Origin of the sequence: Klebsiella sp. GG_Kp173, from assembly GCF_040062415.1 — a bacterium.
Classification (GTDB): domain Bacteria; phylum Pseudomonadota; class Gammaproteobacteria; order Enterobacterales; family Enterobacteriaceae; genus Klebsiella; species Klebsiella quasipneumoniae.
In genome coordinates, this window is record NZ_JBEAFZ010000089.1 from 115,160 (window position 1) to 136,992 (window position 21,833).

Genomic DNA, 21,833 nt, shown 5'->3' on the forward strand with positions numbered 1-21,833 from the left:
GGGAGAAGGGGAGGCGAGGATTACTGCGGCAGGGCGGTGCCCCACTCCCGCCACTCTTTCGGCTCGCTCTCCAGCAGCAGGAAGTGCTTGCCGTCCTGGGCTTTCGGCGCCAGCGGCGTACCCGGCGGCGTGGCAAAGGCGATCCCGCCGCGGATAAACTGATTGAAGGTCCCGGTTTTCACCACGCCGCCAACCAGGCCGAAGTCGAGGCTGTAACCCGAGGCCAGCCAGAACACCGAGTTATTGCGCACCAGGTACTGGTAGCGCTTGCTGATGCGCATCTTAACCATGACCCGGTCAGACATCGATCCCAGCGACAGACCGGTCACCGTCCCGACTTCCAGGCCGCGGAACAGCACCGGCGTGCCGATGCCGAGCGATCCGGCCTCCGGCGCTTCCACCACGATATTCAGGCCGTCGATATAGCGCGAGTCGCTGATCGTCGTATCCTGGATCTCAAAGTCGCGGCGCGCCGGGCCGCGTCCGGGCTCAACGTTAATATAGGACTGGAACAGGGTGTCGAGATGCTCCACGCCCGCGGCGGAGATCTGCGGGGTGATCACCGAGAAGCGGGTCCCGGCGCGGGCAAACGTGCCGACGTATTCCGGATAAAGCACGGCTTTCGCCTGCACCTCGTTTTTGGCGGTGATCAGCTCCAGCGACTGGATCTGACCGATATCGATGCCGAGATAGCGAATCGGCATCCCGGCCGCCATCTTCCCGGCGTCGAACGCATGCAGGGTGATCTGGCCGCCCACGGCGCGCGCTGCCGTTTCAGAAGCGTAAAGGATGCGTTTGTTATTCAGCCGCGCATTGGCGCTGCTGCCGTTGAGGTTATCGAAACTGATCGCCCCTTTTATGGCGCGGGCCAGCGGCGAGGCCTGAACGGTGAGTCCGTTGCCGTCAAGTTTAACCTTCGCACCCCCTTCCGCCCAGAAGACGCTGTTGTTGGTCAGCAGGTAGCGGTACTCGGGCTTGATATGCAGATCGATATCGAAAGCGTCTTTGCGCGGTTTGACGGCGATGATCTCGCCGACGGCGAATTTACGATACAGCACCACCGAGCCAGCCTGAACGTCAGGCAGCGTCTCAGCGGAGAGGCTCAGGGTGGTGGTCGGCACTTCGCTCAGGCTGTTTTCCTGCGCCTTTTCGAGGTTGGCGTACAGCGGATAGCTGCTCTGCATTTCGCCTTTTTCACCCGGGATCACCCGGATCCCGCCGTTCACCCATTCGCTGGCGCTGGCGCCCAGCACCTGCACGCCATCAAGTCCCACTTTGACGTCCAGACGACTGTTCACCACAAACTTGCTGTCGCCGCGAATCAGATCGCGGTATTCCGGGGCAATCGCCACCTGGAAGGTTACCCCTTTGGCCGTCAGCTTGCGCTCCAGCACTTGGCCGACTTTCACTCCGTGAAGCACCAGCGGCTGGCCGCCGTCGATCCCGTAGCTCTCCGGCGCCGAAAGGGTGACGGTGGCGACATTGGGCTCCTCCAGCAGCGCTTTATCCGCTGGCATGACGGAGAAGTGATTACGCGGCTCGCCTTCGCCGGGCACCAGCTCAAAGGTATTGCCGGTGAGCAGGGCGCTGACGCTGGGGTTATCGAGGGAGATCTTCGGCTTCTTCATCTGAATCAACGTTTTCTCCCGCAGCAGGGTCACCACGCTCGGATCGACGGTCATCTCGCCAGTGACTTTGCCGCCGGGGTTAAGATTCAGTTTGCTTAACTGGCCCACTTCCAGCCCCTGATACATCAGCGGCGTCGAGCCCGCTTTCAGGCCGTCGCCGTCAGGCAGGTCAAGGGTCACCACCACCCCGCGCTGGCTGTGCGCCAGGTCTTCATACAGATGATAGTCATCGTTTTGCGACGCGACCTGCGAATCGGCAGGGGAGTCAAAGGCGATGGCACCGTTCACCAGCGCGGAAAGGTTCTCCAGCTGCACTTTGGCCCCGCTCAGGCCGACATCGGCTTTGATCCCCGAGACGTTCCAGAAACGGCTGCCTTTTTTCACCAGGTTGGTGAACCGGCGCTCGATCAGCACATCAATGGTGACCCCCTGATTATTATCATTCAGCGTGAAGTCATACACCCGCCCGACCGGGATCTTACGGAAGTAGACCAGCGAGCCGCTGCTCAGAGAGCCAAGGTCGGGCGCCTGCAGGTGGATCATCAGCTCGCCGTTGTTGATACGGTATTTTGGCTGAGTGTCGAGGGCGACGAAGTGATCTTCGGGTTCGCCCTTGCCCGGCATCATGCCGATATAGTTCCCGCCCACCAGCGCATCGAGGCCCGACACGCCGGCCAGAGAGGCTTTCGGCGTGACCAGCCAGAACTGCGTATCTTTGCGCAGCGCCTCTTTCATATCGCGCTTGATGCTAGCGGAAACTTCAATCTTGCTCAGGTCTTTACTGAGACTAATATCCTGGACGGTACCGACTTCCACCCCCTGATAGCGGATAGGCGTCCGGCCCGGCACGATGCCGTTAGCAGACTGGAAATCGATAGTAATCGTCGATCCGCGGTCGTCAAAGCTGGTCCAGATGAGCCAGGCGGCAATCAGCAGCGCGATGACCGGCAACAGCCAGAATGGCGAGATACGACGTTTGGTTTTTATTCTGGCTTCAGTCTGCGAAGCGGGCGTTTCCTGACTCATGTGCGTCCCAAAGTAAGCGGCTGTCCAGCCATTCAACTGCAAGAATAGTTAAAATTACCGCGCCGCCAAAGTAAACCGCGGCCGGCCCCATCGTAAAGGCGAGGAGCTGATCGCGATTAATGAGCGACATGGTGAGTGAGATAACAAACAGATCCAGCATCGACCAGCGGCCAATCCAGGTTATCAGCCGCAGCAGCAGGATGCGGGTGCGCAGCCCCTGCTCGCACTTGAATTGTATGCTGAGCAGCAGGGTAAATAACACTATAACTTTGGTGAATGGCACCAAAATACTGGCGATAAACACCACGCCGGCAATGGCGATATTGCTGTTGGCGAGGGAGATGATCCCGGAGAGGATGGTGTCTTCCTGGCGCGCGCCGTTGACGTAGATGATAGAGATCGGCAGCAGGTTGGCCGGTAGGAGGAAAACCAGCGAGGCAATCAGCGCCGCCCAGCTGCGCTGCAGGCTCTGCGGCCGGCGATGGTGCAGCGGCGTGTGGCAGCGTCGGCAGCGGCCGCGGGCGTCGCGGTAGCCGGTGTAGTGGCAGCCGGTGCACACCTGCAGATTGTTATCGGCGCGGGTCGCCGGCCGTTCGGGATAGAAGCGCTCCCATAGCTCTTCGACGTTCATATGGATAAGCGTCAGGATGCTCAGCAGCGTCAGGGAGATAAACGCCACCAGGCCGATGCCGGGCTGCAGAAAGGCGTAATCCTGCACTTTGATGGAGGCGACGCCGATGCCCACCAGATAGATATCCAGCATCACCCACTCCTTGAGCTTATCGAGCATCAGCAGCACCGGGCGCAGGTTCATCCCCAGCACGTTGCCCAGCCACAGATAGCTAATCGAGACCACCAGCAGTACCGGGGCGACCACCGCGCAAAACAGCACCATCGCGGCGGTAAGCGGGTCGCCCTGCGCGGTCATCTGCCAAATCCCCTGCAGGACGTTGGCGTCAATGCGAACCCCCAGCAGGTGAAGGCGCAGTAGGGGTTCGGACCAGGCAAAGGGCATTAACAGCAGCATGGCCAGGGCCATGCTGCCCAGACGGGTCAGCGACCAGTCGCGGCCATCGCGCACCTTCGCGTTACAGCGTGGACACCAGGCGCTTTGGTTGCGTTTGAGCACCGGTAAGCGGAACAGCATGTCACACTGCGTACAGCGCTGATAATGCGCATAGGGAAGCGGCGTGCTGACGGCATGCACGACCATCTTATTCGCAGGCTTAAGGGTGGGTGTTTTTATCGGCATTTATTACGTACAGGAATGAATGTATCTCACTATCTTAACCTATGAATGAATTCATCTTGAGCCCAAGCGCATTTAATGCTTATTTTAGTAGGCTGTACGTATCAGGCAGTAAGACAACCAAGTGAAGATATAATGAGCAAAACAGAATTTTACGCGGATTTGAACCGCGATTTCCAGGCATTAATGGCAGGTGAAACCAGTTTTCTGGCGATGATCGCTAATACCAGCGCGCTGCTGTTTGAACGACTGGGCGAGGTCAACTGGGCCGGTTTCTATCTTCTGGAAGGCGATACCCTGGTGCTGGGGCCGTTCCAGGGCAAACTGGCCTGCGTCCGGATCCCGGTTGGGCGCGGCGTATGCGGCGCGGCGGTGGCGCAAGCCCAGGTGCAGCGCGTCGAGGACGTCCACGCCTTTGACGGCCACATTGCCTGCGATGCCGCCAGTAATTCGGAAATTGTCTTCCCCCTGCGCGTGAACGACCAGATTATCGGCGTGCTGGATATCGACAGTCCGGCTTACGGCCGCTTCACTGCTGAAGATGAGCAGGGGTTGCGCACGCTGGTCGAGCATCTGGAAAAACTTATCGCGGCCACTGATTATCAAAAAATCTTTACCCGTGTCGTGGGATAATCAACGGATAACGTAGCATTTAGCGAGGACGTCATTATAATGTCGCCTGTTCATGCCTGCGGCTTGTTGGCTACGTCCGTTGTAATCAGGAAATTTCATGGAAAATCAACCTAAGTTGAATAGCAGTAAAGAAGTTATCGCCTTTCTGGCCGAACGTTTCCCTCAGTGCTTCAGCGCTGAAGGCGAAGCGCGCCCCCTGAAAATCGGAATTTTTCAGGATCTCGTTGAGCGAGTGGGTGGTGAGATGAATCTCAGCAAAACCCAGCTTCGCGCTGCATTACGTCTCTATACCTCGAGCTGGCGCTATCTCTACGGCGTAAAAGCCGGCGCTATCCGCGTTGACCTGGACGGCAACCCGTGCGGCGAACTGGAAGAGCAGCACATTGCCCATGCGCGTCAGCAGCTGGAAGAAGCGAAAGCTCGCGTTCAGGCGCAGCGCGCTGCCCAGCAGGCGAAAAAACGCGAGGCCGCTGCCGCTGCAGGCCAGCCGGATGATGGCGTTCGCCGTGAGCGTAAACCGCGTCCTCAGCAGCCGCGTCGTAAAGAGGGCGCTGAACAGCGTAAACCGCGTCCTGTTGCGGCCAAAGCTCCGCGTGAAGAGCGTCTTACTCCGGTATCGGATGTTTCCGTTCTGACCGTCGGCCAGGCGCTGAAGGTAAAAGCAGGCAATAACGCAATGGACGCCACCGTTCTGGAAGTCACCAAAGATGGCGTTCGTGTACAGCTGACTTCTGGTATGTCAATGATTGTACGCGCAGAACACCTGGTGTTCTGAAACGGAGGCCGGGCCAGGCATGAACACATTTTTTAAAATCACCGCGCTTGCGGGCCTGCTGGCAATAGCAGGCCATGCTTTCGCTGTTGATGAAATAACCCGTGCAGATCAAATCCCCGTGCTGAAAGAAGAGCCGCAGCACGCGACGGTGAGCGAGCGCGTGACGTCGCGCTTTACCCGCTCTCACTACCGTCAGTTCGATCTCGACAACGCCTTCTCGGCAAAAATTTTTGACCGTTATCTGAACCTGCTGGACTACAGCCATAATGTGCTGCTGGCCAGCGATGTGGCGAAGTTCGCGGCGAAAAAAGACCAAATCGGCGACGAACTGCGCACCGGGAAACTGGACGTCTTCTACGACCTCTACAACCTGGCGCAGCAGCGCCGCTTCGAGCGCTATCAGTATGCTTTGAAGGTGCTGGAACGTCCGATGGACTTTACCGGCAACGATAATTTCAACCTTGACCGCTCCAAAGCGCCGTGGCCGAAAGACGAGGCCGAGCTGAACAAGCTGTGGGACGCCAAGGTTAAATTTGACCAGTTAAGCCTGAAGCTGGCGGGAAAAGACGATAAAGAGATCCGCGACACCTTAACCCGTCGCTACAAGTTTGCTATCCGTCGTCTGGCGCAAACCAACAGCGAGGATGTCTTCTCGCTGGCGATGACCGCCTTCGCCCGCGAAATCGACCCGCACACCAACTATCTGTCGCCGCGCAATACCGAGCAGTTCAACACCGAGATGAGTCTCTCACTCGAAGGGATCGGCGCTGTACTGCAGATGGATGATGACTACACGGTCATTAATTCGTTGGTGGCCGGTGGTCCGGCTGCGAAGAGCAAAGCGATCAGCGTCGGCGACCGCATCGTTGGCGTCGGCCAGACCGGGAAGTCAATGGTCGATGTCATTGGCTGGCGTCTGGATGACGTCGTAGCGCTAATTAAAGGGCCGAAGGGCAGCAAGGTTCGCCTTGAGATCCTGCCGGCCGGCAAAGGGGCCAAGACGCGTATCGTCACCCTGACCCGCGAGCGCATCCGTCTGGAAGATCGCGCGGTGAAGATGTCGGTGAAAACCGTTGGTAAAGAAAAAGTCGGCGTGCTGGATATCCCGGGTTTTTACGTTGGCCTGACCGATGACGTGAAGGTGCAGCTGCAGAAGCTGGAAAAACAGAACGTCAGTAGCATCGTTATCGATCTGCGCAGCAACGGCGGCGGGGCGCTGACCGAAGCGGTATCGCTGTCGGGGCTGTTTATTCCGTCCGGCCCGGTGGTGCAGGTGCGGGATAACAATGGCAAGGTGCGCGAAGACAGCGATAACGATGGCGTAGTCTATTACAAAGGGCCGCTGGTGGTGCTGGTTGACCGCTTTAGCGCCTCGGCGTCTGAGATCTTTGCCGCCGCAATGCAGGATTATGGCCGCGCGCTGATCGTTGGCGAGCCGACCTTCGGCAAAGGTACCGTACAGCAGTATCGCTCGTTGAATCGTATCTACGATCAGATGCTGCGTCCGGACTGGCCGGCGTTAGGTTCCGTGCAGTACACTATCCAGAAGTTCTACCGCATTAACGGCGGCAGTACTCAGCGCAAAGGCGTTACGCCGGATATCATGATGCCAACCGGCAATGAAGATCGCGAAACCGGCGAGCAGTATGAAGACAACGCGCTGCCGTGGGATAGCATCAACGCGGCCACCTATGTGAAGTCCGGGGATCTGACCCCATTTGGACCGGAACTGCTCAAGCGCCACGACGAGCGTATTGCCCAGGATCCTGAGTTCCAGTACATCATGAAGGATATTGCCCGTTATAACGCGATGAAGGACAAACGTAACATCGTCTCTCTGAACTACGCTCAGCGTGAAAAAGAGAACGAAGAGGATGATGCGATTCGTCTGGCGCGGATTAACGATCGCCTGAAACGCGAAGGCAAACCGCCGCTGAAAAAACTGGACGATTTGCCGAAGGATTACCAGGAGCCGGATCCGTATCTTGATGAGACGGTCCATATCGCGGTAGACCTCGCCCATCTCGAAAAAGCGCGCCCGGCGGTGGAACCCCCGGCCAGCCAATAAGTCGCCAACGGGCACCCTCAGAGGTGCCCGTTTTTTTTATGCCCTTTGTCATCGCCATTCAGCTCATCTAACAAAATGTCAACCTGCTCTGCCGCTGTCAGCAAGATGCTACAAAATGTAAAGTTGTGTTTTTATCGTGACTTAGCGGGGGCTGATGGTTGAAAATTGCAGCCTGACCCATACGATGTGGGTAATCGCATAGTGCGTTTTGTTAAATTGAGGTAAAAAGAAAATTATGATGCGAATCGCGCTTTTCCTGCTGACGAACCTGGCAGTGATGGTCGTGTTCGGGCTGGTGTTAAGCCTCACGGGGATCCAATCCAGCAGCATGACCGGTCTGTTGATTATGGCCCTGCTGTTCGGCTTCGGTGGTTCTATCGTTTCGCTGATGATGTCGAAATGGATGGCGCTGAAGTCTGTGGGTGGGGAAGTGATCGAGCAGCCGCGCAACGAAACGGAACGCTGGCTGATGAACACCGTTGCGCAGCAGGCGCAGCAGGCGGGCATTGCCATGCCGCAGGTGGCTATCTATCACGCCCCTGACATCAACGCCTTCGCTACCGGTGCGCGTCGCGACGCCTCGCTGGTCGCTGTCAGTACCGGGCTGTTGCAAAACATGAGCCGTGATGAAGCGGAAGCGGTCATCGCCCATGAAATCAGCCACATCGCCAATGGCGATATGGTCACCATGACTCTGATTCAGGGGGTGGTGAACACCTTCGTTATCTTTATCTCCCGCGTTATCGCGCAGATTGCGGCCGGCTTCCTCGGCGGCAACCGGGAAGATGAAGGCGAGAGCAGCAATGGCAACCCGCTGATCTACTTCGCCGTCGCCACGGTGCTGGAGCTGGTGTTCGGTATTCTGGCCAGCATTATCACCATGTGGTTCTCTCGTTATCGCGAATTCCATGCTGATGCCGGCTCGGCGCGTCTGGTGGGCCGCGAGAAGATGATTGCCGCCCTGCAGCGCCTGAAAACCAGCTATGAGCCGCAGGAAGCCAGCAGCATGATGGCGTTCTGCATAAACGGTAAAGCGAAGTCCATGAGCGAGCTGTTTATGACCCACCCGCCGCTCGATAAGCGTATTGAAGCGCTGCGTAGCGGAGAATATCTGAAATAGTCCGCCATCAGACGCTGAAAATAAAAATCCGCAGCCCGGAGGCTGCGGATTTTTTTTTGTCCTTAATCGTCAGGCTGCGCGCGGCTGAGTGACGCGCAGACCGCTAATCAGCGCAGCGACGGTCGCCAGGATGCCGGCCAGCAGCAGGGCGGTGTGGGTGCCGCTGTTGCCGAGCAGGTTGAATAGAAGGGCCACCAGCGCGGCGCCGGTGCTCTGGCCGAGCAGGCGAGCGGTACCCAGCATGCCGCTGGCGCCGCCGCTGCGATGGCTCGGGGCCGAGGCGACAATGGTGTGGTTGTTTGGCGACTGGAACAGCCCGAAGCCGGCGCCGCACAGCGCCATACGCCAGATAATATCCAGATCGCTGGGCGACGCCGGAAGCAGCGCCAGGCCGAACAGGCCGCAGGCCATAACCAGCAGCCCAATGGCCCCCAGCAACCCCGCATGGCATTTTTCAATTAAATAACCGGCCAGCGGCGCCATCACCATCGTTGCCAGCGGCCACGGCGTCAGCAGCAGGCCGGTCTCCACTTCGCTGCGCCCGATCATTGTTTGCAGGAAGAAGGGCAGAGAGACCATCGCCAGCATCTGCGCACAGAAAGAGCAGATGGAGGTGCAAATAGAGAGGGAGAAGAGCGGGATGCGCAGCAGATCGACCGGCAGCAGCGGGACGGGCATCGTGAGCTGACGGCGAACGAAGAAAAAGCCCACCACCAGCATAGCGGCGACCTCCGCCAGCACCAGCTGAGTGGACTGGCCCTGGGCGAAACCGCTCAGGGCGGTGATCAACAGCCCGAAGGTCAGCGCGTTCATGATGGCGCTCGGCAAATCGAAGCGGACGATTTTGCTGCGCGCGCTGTTGGGCGGCAGAAAGCGCATCGCCAGAAGTAAGGCGACGATGCCGAGAGGCACGTTAATTAAAAACAGCCATTGCCATGAGGCGAGGGAGAGGATCGCAGCGGCGATCGTCGGGCCTGCCGCCGAAGATACGGCGACGACAAAGGAGTTGATACCCATGCCACGACCGAGAAAGCGCTGCGGATAAATCAGGCGGATCAACGCGGTGTTTACGCTCATCAGCGCGGCGCCGCCCAGCCCCTGGGCGACGCGGGCGAAGGTTAGCATTTCGAGGCTGCGCGACAGGGCGCAGGCCAGCGAGGTAAAGATAAACACCACCAGGCCTATCTTATAGATACGACGATAGCCGACCATGTCGCCGAGGAAAGAGAGCGGTAGCAGGGCGATCACAATGGCAATTTGGTAGGCGTTAACGATCCAGATTGAAGCCGCCGGCGAGGCGTTAAGATCGCTGGCGATGGTCGGCAGCGCGACGTTGGCGATGGCCCCGTCGAGCACGGCCATGGTCAGCCCAAGCACAATGGTCAGAATGGCGCCATAGCGCTGCGGCAGCGGCACGCCATCGGAAGAGTTTTTATCCATGGTGAAAATGAGTCTTAAATGAAACGGTTTTTTGAATGATGAGTTTAGCATTGATTATTCCGCCGTATGTCGCAGATTTGTAACGAAGTGGCAGAAGAATGATTGCGGCGCAGAGGCGGCGAATTTATAATAAAAACCGGTTCTAAATTTTATAAAACAGTTACGACGAGGTGATAAATGGCAGGTGCAGATTTGGATAAACAGCCAGATTCTGTCTCTTCGGTATTGAAGGTTTTCGGCATCCTGCAGGCGCTGGGTGAAGAGCGTGAAATTGGCATTACCGAACTGTCCCAGCGCGTCATGATGTCGAAAAGCACCGTTTATCGCTTTTTACAGACCATGAAATCACTGGGCTATGTGGCGCAGGAGGGAGAGTCTGAGAAATACTCCCTCACGCTCAAACTGTTCGAGCTGGGGGCGCGCGCGCTGCAGAACGTCGACCTGGTGCGCAGCGCCGATATTCAGATGCGGGAACTCTCCCGACTGACGAAAGAGACGATCCATCTCGGCGCGCTGGATGAAGACAGTATTGTTTACATTCACAAGATTGATTCGATGTATAACCTGCGGATGTACTCTCGTATCGGCCGTCGCAATCCGTTGTACAGCACCGCGATTGGCAAGGTACTGCTGGCGTGGCGCGACCGCAGCGAAGTGGAACAGATCCTTGACGGCGTGGAGTATAAACGCAGCACCGAGCGGACCATCACCAGTACCGCTGAGTTGCTGAAGGTGCTGGATGGCGTTCGCGAGCAGGGATACGGCGAAGATAACGAAGAGCAGGAAGAGGGGCTGCGCTGCATTGGGGTACCGGTATTCGACCGTTTCGGCGTAGTCATCGCCGGGTTGAGCATCTCTTTCCCGACCTTACGGTTCTCTGAAGAACGTTTGCATGAATATGTGGCGATGCTGCACCAGGCGGCGCGCAAGATTTCTGAACAGATGGGCTACAACGACTACCCCTTCTGACCGCGCTGAAGTATTCGGCGACCGCGGCGCTATCGTCGCGGTCGCCGGTTCGATCTTAGCCGTTATCTACGACGGTTGCGCTTTTACGCAGCAGCGGGCAGCTGCTGACGCCGATCACGCCGCTATCGGAATGCACATAAAGTGCGGTACTGACCCCACGGGCGGTGAGATATTGACACTTCAGGCCCAGGCCGCCGACGTTTTCTTCACTGTGGAATAATACCCCGTAGCCGCTTAATAATACGCCAATCCATAAGATAGCCACGACCACAATAGTACGAATGATTAATCGCATTAATGCCTCATTATTTGTATGATCCTTGCCGTGATTTTGACACGAACACGTTTTGAAACAAGTCGATGATTCCTAAACTTGCCTTTCGTATTACAGTTAGCCGCGGTTTAAGAAGGCCGTGTTATCCTGGCGACATAAAGTACTGATGCGGAGAGTGGAGTGAAAAAATTACGGTGGGTTTTACTGATAGTCATCATAGCAGGCTGCCTGTTGCTGTGGACTCAGATGCTTAACGTAATGTGCGACCAGGATGTTCAGTTTTTCAGCGGCATTTGCACTATCAATAAATTTATCCCGTGGTAAGACATTTTTCTGACGACTGATTTCCTTCTGCGCCGCGGGTGGTAGAATGAACGCCTTCTCTTTGAGGTGGTGAAATGAGTGAGTTACTAAATCCTGGGATCTTAAATCTGGCATCGCTGGCCGTGTCTGTGGCGCTGCTGCTTGTCGGTCTGTTGTTATGGTTCTTCGTCAACCGCGCCAGCTCGCGGGCGAATGAGCAGATAGAACTGCTGCAGGCTCTGCTGGATCAGCAAAAGCGGCAGAATGCGCTGCTACGTCGCTTGTGCGAAGCCAGTGCGCCGGAAAAAGAGGACGTGGTCGAGCCGACCGTCGCCGGTAAGGCGAAAGGGGAGGATGAGTTTATCCGCCTGGTGGCAGAGCGCTAAGTACCTCGACAGGTGTGCATCATATGATGCGCACCTGCATGATAGCGGTCGGTAATATCTTATTCTTATTCCATTATTCCTTTCTCAATGCACTATCCTCTTTTTTACACGCTGTAAATAAAGTGATCCCCGCCGCGTTTATTGTCGGATAACGTGACGCTGTCATCTTTTTTTCATTATTAAGGTGCAGAATTAGCACTATTTTTAGCGAGACGACTGAAAGGATTTATTATCACTACACTGGCCTGGCTTTAGCGATTTTTCGTCTGGGGTTATAACGAATTTTGCGCATCAATATTCATCACGGCTCGTCAGTCGCCCGTATACTGGCAGTTCGTATACGGACATACCTGGACGAAGCGAAGTTGTTGAGCTATGGTAAAAAAGTTGCAGTTACAAGGCAGCGCTCCGGCGTTATTGATAAACGCCATAGCGCCTTGCCAGGGGCGGCAAAGACGCATAAATGTGCAGGCGATCAAAGGATTACCTTATAATTTGTGCGAACGATCGAGACACGTTTAAAAATGGCTTGCCATTATTTACGTAGTGTGTGATAACACCTTTCGGGTTAAACGAGGTACAGTTCTGTTTATGTGTGGCATTTTCAGTAAAGAAGTCCTGAGTAAACACGTTGTCGTTGAATACCGCTTCTCTGCCGAACCTTAAATTAGTGCCTCATGCAGTTATGTGTCAGTTTTATCTATGTAAACGCCAGCAGGCGAAGAAAACAGTCTAAGGAATTTTGCAAATGGCAAAGATTAAAGGTCAAGTTAAGTGGTTCAACGAGTCTAAAGGTTTTGGTTTCATTACTCCGGCTGATGGCAGCAAAGACGTGTTCGTACACTTCTCCGCTATCCAGGGTAACGGCTTCAAAACTCTGGCTGAAGGCCAGAACGTTGAGTTCGAAATTCAGGACGGCCAGAAAGGTCCGGCTGCAGTTAACGTAACTGCTATCTGATACAAGACCACTCTTCTTGTATAAAAGCCTCGCCTGTGCGGGGCTTTTGCGTTTTTATTGCAAAGCATGTCATTTTTCCCCCTCTCGTCGCGTCTTGTTGCAAATACTCAACTTTATTAGCATTGTGTAGCAGTCTGTTTTGCTAATTTTCTGTTAAATCAGTTGGTTGCAAAACAATGCCGGAGCTATGGTGCTAAACAAAAAAATGAAGTCCGCCGCCAGCTTTACCCCGATTCGCTTCGGGTTACTCTGTGTGGCCATACTCGGTTGTCTGGGACTGCTATTGGCCCGCGTGGGCTGGCTGCAGATTGTTTCCCCCGATAATCTGGTAAAACAAGAGGATATGCGTTCTCTGCGCGAAGAGCCCGTTGCGGTTGAGCGGGGGATGATCACCGACCGGGAAGGACGACCGCTGGCGGTGAGCGTTCCGGTTAGCGCGATCTGGATCGATCCGCAGACCACCATGGAGAAAGGCGGCGTCGGCTACGGCCCCCGCTGGCAGGCGATGGCCGAAGCGCTGCATCTCAACCTCGGGGAACTGGCCCAGCGGGTACAGAGCCATCCTCACGCCCGCTTTCTCTATCTGGCGCGGCAGATCAATCCCGAGCAGGCGGAGTGGATTGATAAACTGCATCTGCCTGGCGTCTACCTGCGTGATGAATCGCGGCGTTTCTATCCGGCAGGCCACGTGGCTGCCAATCTGCTGGGCTTTACCAATGTCGATAATCAGGGCATCGAAGGGGTGGAGAAAAGCTTCAACGCCCAGTTGACCGGTAAACCCGGGCGACGTCTGGTGCGTAAAGATAAACATGGCAATGTGATTGAGAATATTACCGAAGTACCGCCGGTGCCGGCGCATAATCTGCAGTTGAGTATCGATGAGCGCCTGCAGACGGTAACGGAAGATGCCCTCGATAACGCTGTTCGCTGGAATAAAGCCGAATCCGGAGCGGCGGTGCTGATCAAAATCGATACCGGCGAGATCCTGGCGATGGCCAGCTATCCCGACTTCAATCCAAACAATCGCGATGCCGCAACGCTGGATGATTTTCGCAACCGGGCCATCAGCGATACCTTCGAGCCGGGGTCGACCGTCAAACCGCTGGTGATCATGACCGCGCTGCAGCAGGGGATTGTCCAGCCGGACAGCGTCGTGGACACCCATCCGTTTGTCCTTGACGGCCACCGTATCCGCGATGTCGGCTATTATCCGGAGCTGAGCCTGACCGGGATCCTGCAGAAATCCAGCGATACCGGCGTGTCGCATCTTTCGCTGGCCATGCCGGTGCAGCATCTGATTGACACCTATACGGCTTTCGGTTTCGGCGAGCCGACGGGGCTGGGGTTGACCGGGGAAAGCGCTGGGCTGATGCCGCATCGTCGCTACTGGGGGCAACTGGATCGCGCCACCTTCGCTTTCGGCTATGGTTTGATGGTGACCCCGCTCCAGCTGGCGCATGTTTATGCCACCATCGGCGGCTTCGGCATTGAACGACCGTTGTCGATCACCCGCATCGACCCGCCAGTGATTGGCACGCGCGTAATGCCGGAGAATATTGTCCACAGCGTGGAGCATATGATGGAGAGCGTGGCGCTTCCGGGCGGAGGCGGCACCAAGGCGGCGGTGCGCGACTACCGGGTGGCGGTAAAAACGGGGACGGCGAAGAAGATCGGTCCGGACGGCAAATATATTGATAAATATGTGGCCTATACCGCCGGCGTGGCGCCCGCCAGCCGTCCGCAGTTCGCGCTGGTGGTAGTGATGAACGATCCGAGCAATGGCTCGTATTACGGCGGGGCCGTTTCCGCCCCGGTATTCAGCCAGATTATGGGCGACGTCCTGCGGCTGGAGAACGTCATGCCGGACGGTATGCCGCAAGGCGCGGAGAATCTGATCGTCATGCACGACAGCCACCCGCTGGCACCGGCGCTGTAACAGTGGTCTGCAAGGGCGAATAGCGCTACACTTTCGCCCTTTCAGCGACACCGGAGCCGTCATGTCATACAGTTGCCCCCTTTGCCACGCGCCGCTCAGCCGTAGCGACAACCACTATTCCTGCCCGCAGCGGCACCAGTTCGATCTGGCGAAAGAGGGGTACGTCAATCTGCTACCGGTGCAGTTCAAACGGTCGCGCGATCCCGGCGACAGCGCTGAGATGATGCAGGCCCGTCGGGCGTTCCTCGACGCCGGGCATTATCAGCCGCTGCGGGATGCTATCGCTGAGCGACTGCGGCACGCTGCCCCTCAGGCGTTACTGGATATCGGCTGTGGCGAAGGATATTACACCCACGCGTTTGCCGCCATCGCCAGCCGCAGCTGGGGGCTGGACGTGTCGAAGCCGGCAATCCGCGCGGCGGCAAAACGCTATCCGCAGGTGAATTTTTGCGTCGCCTCCAGCCAGCGTCTGCCGTTCTCCGATAACAGCTTCGATGCGGTAGTGCGCATTTACGCCCCCTGCAACGCCGGTGAGCTGGCGCGAGTGGTGCGGCCTGGCGGGTGGGTGATCACCGCCACGCCGGGACCCCGCCATTTGCTGGAACTGAAAGGGCTGATTTACGATGAGATCCGCCTGCATGAGCTGAAGACGGAAGCGATGCCGGGGTTCCGCCTGGCTGCTCAGCAGCAGCTGGCTTATCCGATGACCCTGACGGGAAGTGAAGCGCAGGCTCTGCTGCAGATGACGCCGTTCGCGTGGCGGGCCAAGGCCGACGTGCATGACGCGCTGCGTCAGCAGGCAACCTTTGGCTGCCAGACCGATTTTATGATCCATTGCTGGCAGCGCGAGGAGTAAAGCTTAACCGGCGAAATGGCTCCAGAGGATTTCGCTGCCGATGCCAATCAGCACGATACCGCCGAGAATTTCGGCCCGTTTGCCCAGCAGCGGGCCGATAAAGCGACCTACCATGATCCCCAGCGTCGACATGATAAAGGTGGCGCAGCCGATCGCCAGCGCGGTGGTGACAATGCTGACCTGCAGGAAGGCCAGACCGACGCCGACCGCCATGGCGTCAAGGCTGGTGGCGAAGGCGGTGGTGACCAGCAGCCAGAAGCCATGCCGGCGAGGCGCTTCACACGCCTCGTCGCTGTCGCCGCGAAACCCTTCGATGATCATCCGCCCGCCGAGAAACACCAGCAGAATAAAGGCAATCCAGTGGTTCCATTCGAGAACAAATTGACTGGCCAGCATGCCCAGTCCCCAGCCGACCAGCGGCGTCAGGGTTTCAATAGCGCCAAAAATCAGCCCGGTGCGCACTGCTTCTGAGAATTTGGGTTTGTGCAGGGTGGCGCCTTTGCCAATAGAGGCCGCGAAGGCGTCCATAGACATGCCGAAAGCGAGAAGAAGGGTTGCGGATAAATTCATGTGCCTGTCCTGACCGGGGATAATCCATATGACACATCGCTGCCCCCAGTAAATATACGCGGAGCCGCTCAATGGCTGAGCAATACGTACAGCAGTGATGTATCTATGGTCTCGCCTGATTGAATCACTTCAACCCGTACGTGCCACGTTTTGCAACGAGTATGTTGACACGTACATTTCCTGGCGGGCAGGAAATCGGCTACTCCCCAACGACGGGCGCAACCTTAACATATTTTTAGAATATAAAACAATAACAGAAGAGGGCTATTTTAATAACCAAATGATAACGATTTTCATTTGAATTTATAAGTAAATAAATAATTAATGAAAAACAGAAGAGCAGGTGGGGAAATATAGCCATGGCTATATAATCCCCCAGACAAAATCGGAAAAAACATAGCGCTGGCTATATTTTTAACTCATTGAGTTGAAACAAGAAGTTTGTATATTTTCTCCAGATCGTCGATATTTCGTACGCGAATCAGCAGCCGCCGTTGCTCTAATTGCATCACCAGCACGCCGTCTTCGGATAAATTCATCTCTTTAATTCGCTGATATTCTATCCACACGTTGGTGAAGAAAAAGCCGCGCGGTTTGAAAATGATTTTCGGCGTACGGATCCAGAATAAATAGAGTCCCATCAGCGCCAGCGCAGACAATAGCCAGGTGGTGATCGGGGTACCGTGCTGGGTGATGTTGTTATAGATCAGAATGGCGATGAGGCCGACAAAGATCAGGCCGTCAACGCGGCTGCGGCGAAGCAGGGGAATGGCCAGCAGCACCGGGCCGTTGCGCCTCGGCATAATAAACTGGTCATACACCGCGTAGGCCAGTAGCGCAAGGATGAACAGGATGATCACCAGGTCCGTGAATGTCATTGCTTTGCGTTCCTCCTGATAAAAAAAAGCCGGGGGCAAGCCCCCGGCGTACAACCTGGAAATTACAGACCCAGCAGGCCGACAGCGTAGCCCGCGATACCGATGACGAAGAAGCCAACGATGATCCACAGCGGGTTAACTTTCTTACGCAGCAGCCACATACAGGCGAAGGTCAGCAGCAGCGGTACCAGGCCCGGCATCAGCTGGTCGAGGATCGTCTGCACCGTAGTGACATGAACCTGTCCGTCAGAGCCGGTGATTTTTGACACCACCATCGGAATGTTCACATGCGTCCACTTGTTAACCAGCGCCCCCATGACAAACAGGCCGAGGATTGACGCCCCTTCAGTCAGTTTCTGCAGGAAGCCGCCGCCCATATCTTTCACGATGTCCACGCCTTTGCGGTAGCCGTAGGCGACGCCATAGTAGCGGGTCAGCAGTCGCACCGCGTTGAACAGGATAAAGAACAGCAGAGGGCCGAGCAGGCTTCCGCTCATCGCGATCCCGGCGCCTAAGGCCGCGAACACCGGACGCACAGTGCCCCAGAAGATTGGGTCGCCGACACCGGCCAGCGGCCCCATCAGACCGACTTTGATGCCGTTGATAGCGCCATCGTCAATCTCTGCGCCATTGGCGCGCTGCTCTTCCATTGCCAGCGTTACGCCCAGTACCGGAGCGGCAACGTAAGGATGGGTATTGAAGAACTCAAGGTGACGCTTAATCGCCTGCTTACGCGCATCGTTATTCTCCGGGTACAGACGACGAATCGCCGGAACCATAGAGAAGCAGAAGCCCAGCGCCTGCATACGTTCGAAGTTCCATGAACCCTGGAACAGGTTAGAACGAATGAACACGCCACGAATATCACTCTGAGTGAGTTTTTTCTCGGTGGTATTTTTAGTCATATCAACCATTTCGCTCACCTGTTAGTCCAGTTCGTTATCGAGATCGTTGTTACCAGCCGCCTGAGCCGGGGCACCGGCGACGCGGTTATATTTCGGGCTCAGCTGGATGTAGAGGATTGCCATGACCGCGCCAATCACGCCCAGGGCCACCAGGTTGAAGTTGGTGAAGGCGGCGGTGACGAAGCCGAGGTAGAAGAACGGCATCAGGTAGCCCGCGCGCATCATATTGATGACCATCGCGTAACCAACCACCACGATCATGCCGCCGGCAATGTTCAGGCCGCTGGTGACCACTTCAGGGATTGCGTTCAGCAGGCCCTGGACTTCGCTGGTACCGACGGAAATGGCCACGATGACGGCCGGGATAGCGATACGCATCGCCTGCAGGAACAGGGACGAGACGTGCAGCCACGACAGGGCGGTCAGGTTGCCATTCTCCGCCGCTTTATCCGCCGCGTGCTGGAAGGCTACGGTGATAGTACGCACGATGATGGTCAGCACCTGGCCTGCAGCCGCCAGCGGGATAGCCAGCGCGATGCCGGCGCCGATGCTCTGATGGCCGGCAATAACCAGAACGGTGGAAATAATGGACGCCAGCGCGGCATCAGGGGCAACCGCCGCACCGATGTTCATCCAGCCCAGGGCGATCATTTCCAGCGTACCGCCGATAATAATACCGGTTTTCATATCGCCGAAAACGGCGCCGATCAGCGTACAGGCGACCAGAGGACGGTGGAACTGAAATTCATCAAGCACCGACTCCATACCCGCAATACACGCGACGATGAACACCAGCACAATCTGAAGAAGGGTAATCTCCATTGTACTTCTCCTGTTGATTAAGTCTTAAAGTGAAAACTGGGGCGCGATCGTCCGGGTTATTTATCGACCTTGGCGATCAGATCCATCATTTTCAGTTTCGGGTCGGTGGACACTTTACGTGCCTCCAGCTCGATACCGCGTGCGTTCAGCTTGTTAAACGCCTCAATATCTTTGGCATCGACCGAAATCGCGTTGTTAACCTGGGTTTTGCCCTGGCGGAACGCCATACCGCCGATGTTGACGCTGGTGATTTTCACGCCGCCCTCGACGACGCGCTCAACGTCGGTCGGGTTAGTAAACAGCAGCATGACGCGCTGTCCGGCGTACATCGGGTTGTTGTAGACGCGGATCATTTTGGCGACGTCCACCACGTGGGCGGTGACGCCCGGCGGCGCAACCTGGGTCAACAGGGTTTTGCGCACGGTATCCGCGGCGACTTCGTCGCTGACGACGATGATGCGGGTGACGTTGGTCTCTTTGGTCCAACGGGTGGCGACCTGACCATGGATCAGGCGATCGTCGATACGCGCGAGGCCAATCACCATGTAGTCATTCGGGCCCATCGGTTTGGCCGGTGCGGCGGCTTTTGGCGCCGCGGCTGGAGCGGGCGCAGGGGCCGCTTTTTCCACCGGTTTGGCCTTCAGCGCTTTCACGCCTTCGCTGCCGGTCTCTACCGCTAAGGCGACCAGCTCATCAAAGGAAGGATCGTCATCGCGGGCCATGAAGGTTTCCACCAGCATCGGGATGTTGACGCCGGCGATAACTTCGTAGTGCTCTTTATCGACGACAATGCGGCTCGCAGCGTTGAACGGGCTGCCTCCCCATGTATCGACGAGAAACAGCACGCCTTTACTGGTATCCAGTTTTGCCAACTGGGCATTGTATTTCTCGATCAGCGTTTCGGCGTTTTCACCCGGAACGAAATCGATCCAGCCAACGTTTTCCTGCTCGCCCAACAGCATCTCTGCTGTTTTCAGCAGCTGTTCTGCAGCCCAACCATGTGTGCCTATTACAATAGCAATCGTCACTTGCTACCTCCTTTATTATCGTGAATGCATCATCTGCTTTGATACATCCTGAATCACTCTTGAGGACAAAATCGATTCAGTTAGGGTGTAAGATAGAAAATAGTTACTACCGCGAATTATTTTAGACAGTGAAAAAATAATTAATGTGATGAAGATCCGTTAATCAGGCATCGCCTGCTAATAATTTTGCAGCGCAAAAAATAGCCTTAGTTATTGCAAATTCAGGTAAATCTTTTCCAATTTCGCTCTATATTTTGCTATGTTTAACTTCCGTTTAATTACTCAGGAGTATAGGGCATAGCCCGCAGTATGGACCGTCATCGACGTCTTTTGACTTTCTGGCACCTGGTTGCCACCTCCACGCATCACGCTTATCTTTCAGCATCTATTGTCGCGTCCGTGCATGACATGGCGATGACTGACCTTGCCGCTAACCGGAGTCGCACATGGAATTGTTAATGGATCCCTCAATCTGGGCCGGCCTGTTGACGCTTATCGTTCTGGAAATTGTGCTTGGTATTGATAACCTGGTGTTTATTGCCATCCTGGCGGACAAACTGCCGCCGAAGCAGCGTGATAAAGCGCGACTGATCGGCCTGTCGCTGGCGCTGGTGATGCGCCTGGGGCTGCTGTCGGTGATCTCCTGGATGGTGACGCTGACGAAGCCGCTGATTACTATCGCCGATTTCTCCTTTTCCGGGCGTGACCTCATCATGTTGCTTGGCGGGATCTTCTTGCTGTTCAAGGCGACAACTGAGCTGCATGAACGGCTGGAAAACCGCCAGCACGATGCCGGTCACGGGAAAGGCTATGCCAGTTTCTGGGTGGTGGTACTGCAGATCGTCGTGCTGGATGCCGTCTTCTCACTGGACGCGGTGATCACCGCGGTCGGGATGGTGAACCATCTGCCGGTGATGATGGCAGCGGTCGTGATCGCGATGATCATGATGCTGCTGGCCTCCAAGCCGTTGACGCGCTTTGTCAACCAGCACCCGACGGTGGTGGTGCTCTGTCTGAGCTTCCTGTTGATGATCGGCCTGAGTCTGGTGGCGGAAGGGTTTGGCTTCCATATTCCGAAAGGGTACCTTTACGCGGCGATCGGTTTCTCGATCATCATTGAGTTCTTTAACCAGGTGGCGCGCCGCAACTTTGTACGTCACCAGTCGACGTTGCCGCTGCGCGCCCGTACCGCGGATGCGATCTTGCGTCTGATGGGCGGCCGTAATAAACAGGCCTCCGTCAACCATGACGCTGACAGCCCGGCGGCGGTGCCGGTACCGGAAGGCGCCTTTGCGGAAGAAGAGCGCTACATGATTAACGGCGTGCTGACCCTGGCTCAGCGCTCTCTGCGCAGCATCATGACGCCGCGCGGGGAAATCAGCTGGGTCGACGCCGAGCAGAGTGAAGATGAAATTCGCCGTCAGCTGCTTTCGTCGCCGCACAGTCTGTTCCCGGTCTGCCGCGGAGAACTGGATGAAATCATTGGTATCGTGCGGGCGAAGGAGATGCTGGTGGCTCTGGAGTCGGGCGAAAACGTCGCGGCGCTGGCCTCCGCCTCCCCGGCGATTGTGGTACCTGAAACGCTGGACCCGATCAATCTGCTCGGTGTCCTGCGCCGCGCCCGCGGCAGTTTCGTCATCGTGACCAATGAATTTGGTGTGGTGCAGGGATTGGTGACCCCGCTGGACGTTCTGGAAGCGATCGCCGGAGAATTCCCGGACGCCGATGAGACGCCGGAGATCGTTATCGATGGCGACGGCTGGCTTATTAAGGGGTCGACCGACCTGCATGCGTTGCAGCAGGCGCTGGGGCTGGATCCGCTGATCAATGACGATGAGGATATTGCTACGGTTGCCGGTCTGGTGATCTCCGCCAATGGCCATATCCCGCGCATTGGCGACGTGGTGTCATTGCCGCCGCTGCATTTCACTGTGGTGGAAGCGAATGACTACCGGGTCGATCTGGTTCGCGCGGTGGTCACCCGTCCGCCGAACGACGAAGAAGAGTAA

General features: G+C 56.5%; 19 protein-coding genes and 2 pseudogenes. 12 read left to right on the forward strand and 9 right to left on the reverse strand.

Annotation, left to right across the window (positions count from 1 at the left end):
* Positions 1-20 precede the first annotated feature (20 nt).
* Positions 21-2,654: a PqiB family protein gene (locus ABLU50_RS25205; protein ID WP_017900210.1), complete on the reverse strand. Its 2,634-nt coding sequence runs from the start codon at positions 2,652-2,654 to the stop codon at positions 21-23.
* A complete protein-coding gene (yebS, locus tag ABLU50_RS25210) occupies positions 2,623-3,906 on the reverse strand; it encodes a membrane integrity lipid transport subunit YebS (RefSeq protein ID WP_087832172.1) in 1,284 nt (427 codons plus the stop codon). Before yebS ends, ABLU50_RS25205 begins: the two co-directional genes overlap by 32 nt.
* A gap of 132 nt (positions 3,907-4,038) precedes the next feature.
* Here yebS and ABLU50_RS25215 point away from each other — a divergent pair.
* From ABLU50_RS25215 to htpX, 4 genes and pseudogenes are all read left to right on the forward strand, one after another.
* Positions 4,039-4,552, forward strand: a pseudogene (locus tag ABLU50_RS25215) (GAF domain-containing protein).
* A gap of 81 nt (positions 4,553-4,633) precedes the next feature.
* Positions 4,634-5,311, forward strand: a complete 678-nt coding sequence (gene proQ / locus ABLU50_RS25220; RefSeq protein ID WP_087832173.1) for an RNA chaperone ProQ — start codon at positions 4,634-4,636, stop codon at positions 5,309-5,311.
* Positions 5,312-5,330: 19 nt separating this feature from the next.
* A complete protein-coding gene (gene prc / locus ABLU50_RS25225) occupies positions 5,331-7,379 on the forward strand; it encodes a carboxy terminal-processing peptidase (RefSeq protein WP_004203373.1) in 2,049 nt (682 codons plus the stop codon).
* A gap of 235 nt (positions 7,380-7,614) precedes the next feature.
* Entirely contained in the window at positions 7,615-8,499 is an 885-nt protein-coding gene (gene htpX / locus ABLU50_RS25230; RefSeq protein WP_004203371.1) for a protease HtpX, read from the forward strand.
* 69 nt (positions 8,500-8,568) lie between these two features.
* On the opposite strand, the gene ABLU50_RS25235 is transcribed toward htpX, so the two are convergent.
* Positions 8,569-9,939: an MFS transporter gene (locus tag ABLU50_RS25235; protein WP_004203370.1), complete on the reverse strand. Its 1,371-nt coding sequence runs from the start codon at positions 9,937-9,939 to the stop codon at positions 8,569-8,571.
* A gap of 177 nt (positions 9,940-10,116) precedes the next feature.
* Here ABLU50_RS25235 and kdgR point away from each other — a divergent pair, with 177 nt between their 5' ends.
* Complete coding sequence (kdgR, locus tag ABLU50_RS25240) at positions 10,117-10,908, forward strand: DNA-binding transcriptional regulator KdgR (protein WP_004203369.1); 792 nt, start codon at positions 10,117-10,119, stop codon at positions 10,906-10,908.
* 55 nt (positions 10,909-10,963) lie between these two features.
* Here the strand turns inward: kdgR and ABLU50_RS25245 are convergent, their stop codons facing one another.
* Positions 10,964-11,203, reverse strand: coding sequence for a YobH family protein (locus ABLU50_RS25245; RefSeq protein ID WP_004203368.1), 240 nt, complete (start codon positions 11,201-11,203; stop codon positions 10,964-10,966).
* 159 nt (positions 11,204-11,362) lie between these two features.
* On the opposite strand from ABLU50_RS25245, the gene mgrB reads away from it, so the two are divergent.
* From mgrB to rlmA, 6 genes and pseudogenes are all read left to right on the forward strand, one after another.
* A complete protein-coding gene (mgrB, locus tag ABLU50_RS25250; RefSeq protein ID WP_002911375.1) occupies positions 11,363-11,506 on the forward strand; it encodes a PhoP/PhoQ regulator MgrB in 144 nt (47 codons plus the stop codon).
* 74 nt (positions 11,507-11,580) lie between these two features.
* Entirely contained in the window at positions 11,581-11,871 is a 291-nt protein-coding gene (locus ABLU50_RS25255; protein WP_004203366.1) for a YebO family protein, read from the forward strand.
* 591 nt (positions 11,872-12,462) lie between these two features.
* Positions 12,463-12,534, forward strand: a pseudogene (locus tag ABLU50_RS25260) (DUF2627 domain-containing protein); the annotation flags it as partial.
* Positions 12,535-12,619: 85 nt separating this feature from the next.
* Complete coding sequence (gene cspE, locus ABLU50_RS25265; protein ID WP_001062678.1) at positions 12,620-12,829, forward strand: transcription antiterminator/RNA stability regulator CspE; 210 nt, start codon at positions 12,620-12,622, stop codon at positions 12,827-12,829.
* A gap of 187 nt (positions 12,830-13,016) precedes the next feature.
* Positions 13,017-14,765 (forward strand): peptidoglycan glycosyltransferase FtsI, encoded by a 1,749-nt coding sequence (gene ftsI / locus ABLU50_RS25270; RefSeq protein WP_004203364.1) that lies wholly within the window; start codon positions 13,017-13,019, stop codon positions 14,763-14,765.
* 61 nt (positions 14,766-14,826) lie between these two features.
* Positions 14,827-15,621, forward strand: coding sequence for a 23S rRNA (guanine(745)-N(1))-methyltransferase (rlmA, locus tag ABLU50_RS25275; protein ID WP_087832174.1), 795 nt, complete (start codon positions 14,827-14,829; stop codon positions 15,619-15,621).
* Positions 15,622-15,624: 3 nt separating this feature from the next.
* Here the strand turns inward: rlmA and mntP are convergent, their stop codons facing one another.
* The 5 genes from mntP to manX form a co-directional block, all read right to left on the reverse strand.
* Positions 15,625-16,191, reverse strand: a complete 567-nt coding sequence (gene mntP / locus ABLU50_RS25280; protein ID WP_017900206.1) for a manganese efflux pump MntP — start codon at positions 16,189-16,191, stop codon at positions 15,625-15,627.
* Between the two features lie 419 nt (positions 16,192-16,610).
* Positions 16,611-17,069 carry a DUF986 family protein gene (locus tag ABLU50_RS25285; protein WP_087832175.1) on the reverse strand — a complete coding sequence of 153 codons (459 nt, stop codon included), beginning with the start codon at positions 17,067-17,069 and terminating at the stop codon, positions 16,611-16,613.
* A 62-nt stretch (positions 17,070-17,131) separates the two neighbouring features.
* Positions 17,132-17,983 (reverse strand): PTS mannose transporter subunit IID, encoded by an 852-nt coding sequence (locus ABLU50_RS25290; RefSeq protein ID WP_004145526.1) that lies wholly within the window; start codon positions 17,981-17,983, stop codon positions 17,132-17,134.
* Positions 17,984-17,995: 12 nt separating this feature from the next.
* The gene (locus ABLU50_RS25295) at positions 17,996-18,796 is read right to left on the reverse strand and encodes a PTS mannose/fructose/sorbose transporter subunit IIC (protein ID WP_348864950.1); all 801 of its coding nucleotides are present in this window, start codon (positions 18,794-18,796) and stop codon (positions 17,996-17,998) included.
* Between the two features lie 56 nt (positions 18,797-18,852).
* Positions 18,853-19,824 (reverse strand): PTS mannose transporter subunit IIAB, encoded by a 972-nt coding sequence (gene manX, locus ABLU50_RS25300; RefSeq protein ID WP_004203357.1) that lies wholly within the window; start codon positions 19,822-19,824, stop codon positions 18,853-18,855.
* Positions 19,825-20,270: 446 nt separating this feature from the next.
* On the opposite strand from manX, the gene yoaE reads away from it, so the two are divergent.
* On the forward strand, positions 20,271-21,833 hold the full coding sequence (yoaE, locus tag ABLU50_RS25305) for a CNNM family cation transport protein YoaE (protein WP_087832176.1): 1,563 nt from the start codon (positions 20,271-20,273) through the stop codon (positions 21,831-21,833).

Excerpts from the sequence above, each read along its gene's own strand:
- ABLU50_RS25205 (WP_017900210.1), bottom strand. The coding sequence starts at position 2,654 with ATGAGTCAGGAAACGCCCGCTTCGCAGACTGAAGCCAGAATAAAAACC.
- yebS (WP_087832172.1), bottom strand. The coding sequence starts at position 3,906 with ATGCCGATAAAAACACCCACCCTTAAGCCTGCGAATAAGATGGTCGTG.
- proQ (WP_087832173.1), top strand. The coding sequence starts at position 4,634 with ATGGAAAATCAACCTAAGTTGAATAGCAGTAAAGAAGTTATCGCCTTT.
- prc (WP_004203373.1), top strand. The coding sequence starts at position 5,331 with ATGAACACATTTTTTAAAATCACCGCGCTTGCGGGCCTGCTGGCAATA.
- htpX (WP_004203371.1), top strand. The coding sequence starts at position 7,615 with ATGATGCGAATCGCGCTTTTCCTGCTGACGAACCTGGCAGTGATGGTC.
- ABLU50_RS25235 (WP_004203370.1), bottom strand. The coding sequence starts at position 9,939 with ATGGATAAAAACTCTTCCGATGGCGTGCCGCTGCCGCAGCGCTATGGC.
- kdgR (WP_004203369.1), top strand. The coding sequence starts at position 10,117 with ATGGCAGGTGCAGATTTGGATAAACAGCCAGATTCTGTCTCTTCGGTA.
- ABLU50_RS25245 (WP_004203368.1), bottom strand. The coding sequence starts at position 11,203 with ATGCGATTAATCATTCGTACTATTGTGGTCGTGGCTATCTTATGGATT.
- ABLU50_RS25255 (WP_004203366.1), top strand. The coding sequence starts at position 11,581 with ATGAGTGAGTTACTAAATCCTGGGATCTTAAATCTGGCATCGCTGGCC.
- cspE (WP_001062678.1), top strand. The coding sequence starts at position 12,620 with ATGGCAAAGATTAAAGGTCAAGTTAAGTGGTTCAACGAGTCTAAAGGT.
- ftsI (WP_004203364.1), top strand. The coding sequence starts at position 13,017 with ATGGTGCTAAACAAAAAAATGAAGTCCGCCGCCAGCTTTACCCCGATT.
- rlmA (WP_087832174.1), top strand. The coding sequence starts at position 14,827 with ATGTCATACAGTTGCCCCCTTTGCCACGCGCCGCTCAGCCGTAGCGAC.
- mntP (WP_017900206.1), bottom strand. The coding sequence starts at position 16,191 with ATGAATTTATCCGCAACCCTTCTTCTCGCTTTCGGCATGTCTATGGAC.
- ABLU50_RS25285 (WP_087832175.1), bottom strand. The coding sequence starts at position 17,069 with ATGACATTCACGGACCTGGTGATCATCCTGTTCATCCTTGCGCTACTG.
- ABLU50_RS25290 (WP_004145526.1), bottom strand. The coding sequence starts at position 17,983 with ATGGTTGATATGACTAAAAATACCACCGAGAAAAAACTCACTCAGAGT.
- ABLU50_RS25295 (WP_348864950.1), bottom strand. The coding sequence starts at position 18,796 with ATGGAGATTACCCTTCTTCAGATTGTGCTGGTGTTCATCGTCGCGTGT.
- yoaE (WP_087832176.1), top strand. The coding sequence starts at position 20,271 with ATGGAATTGTTAATGGATCCCTCAATCTGGGCCGGCCTGTTGACGCTT.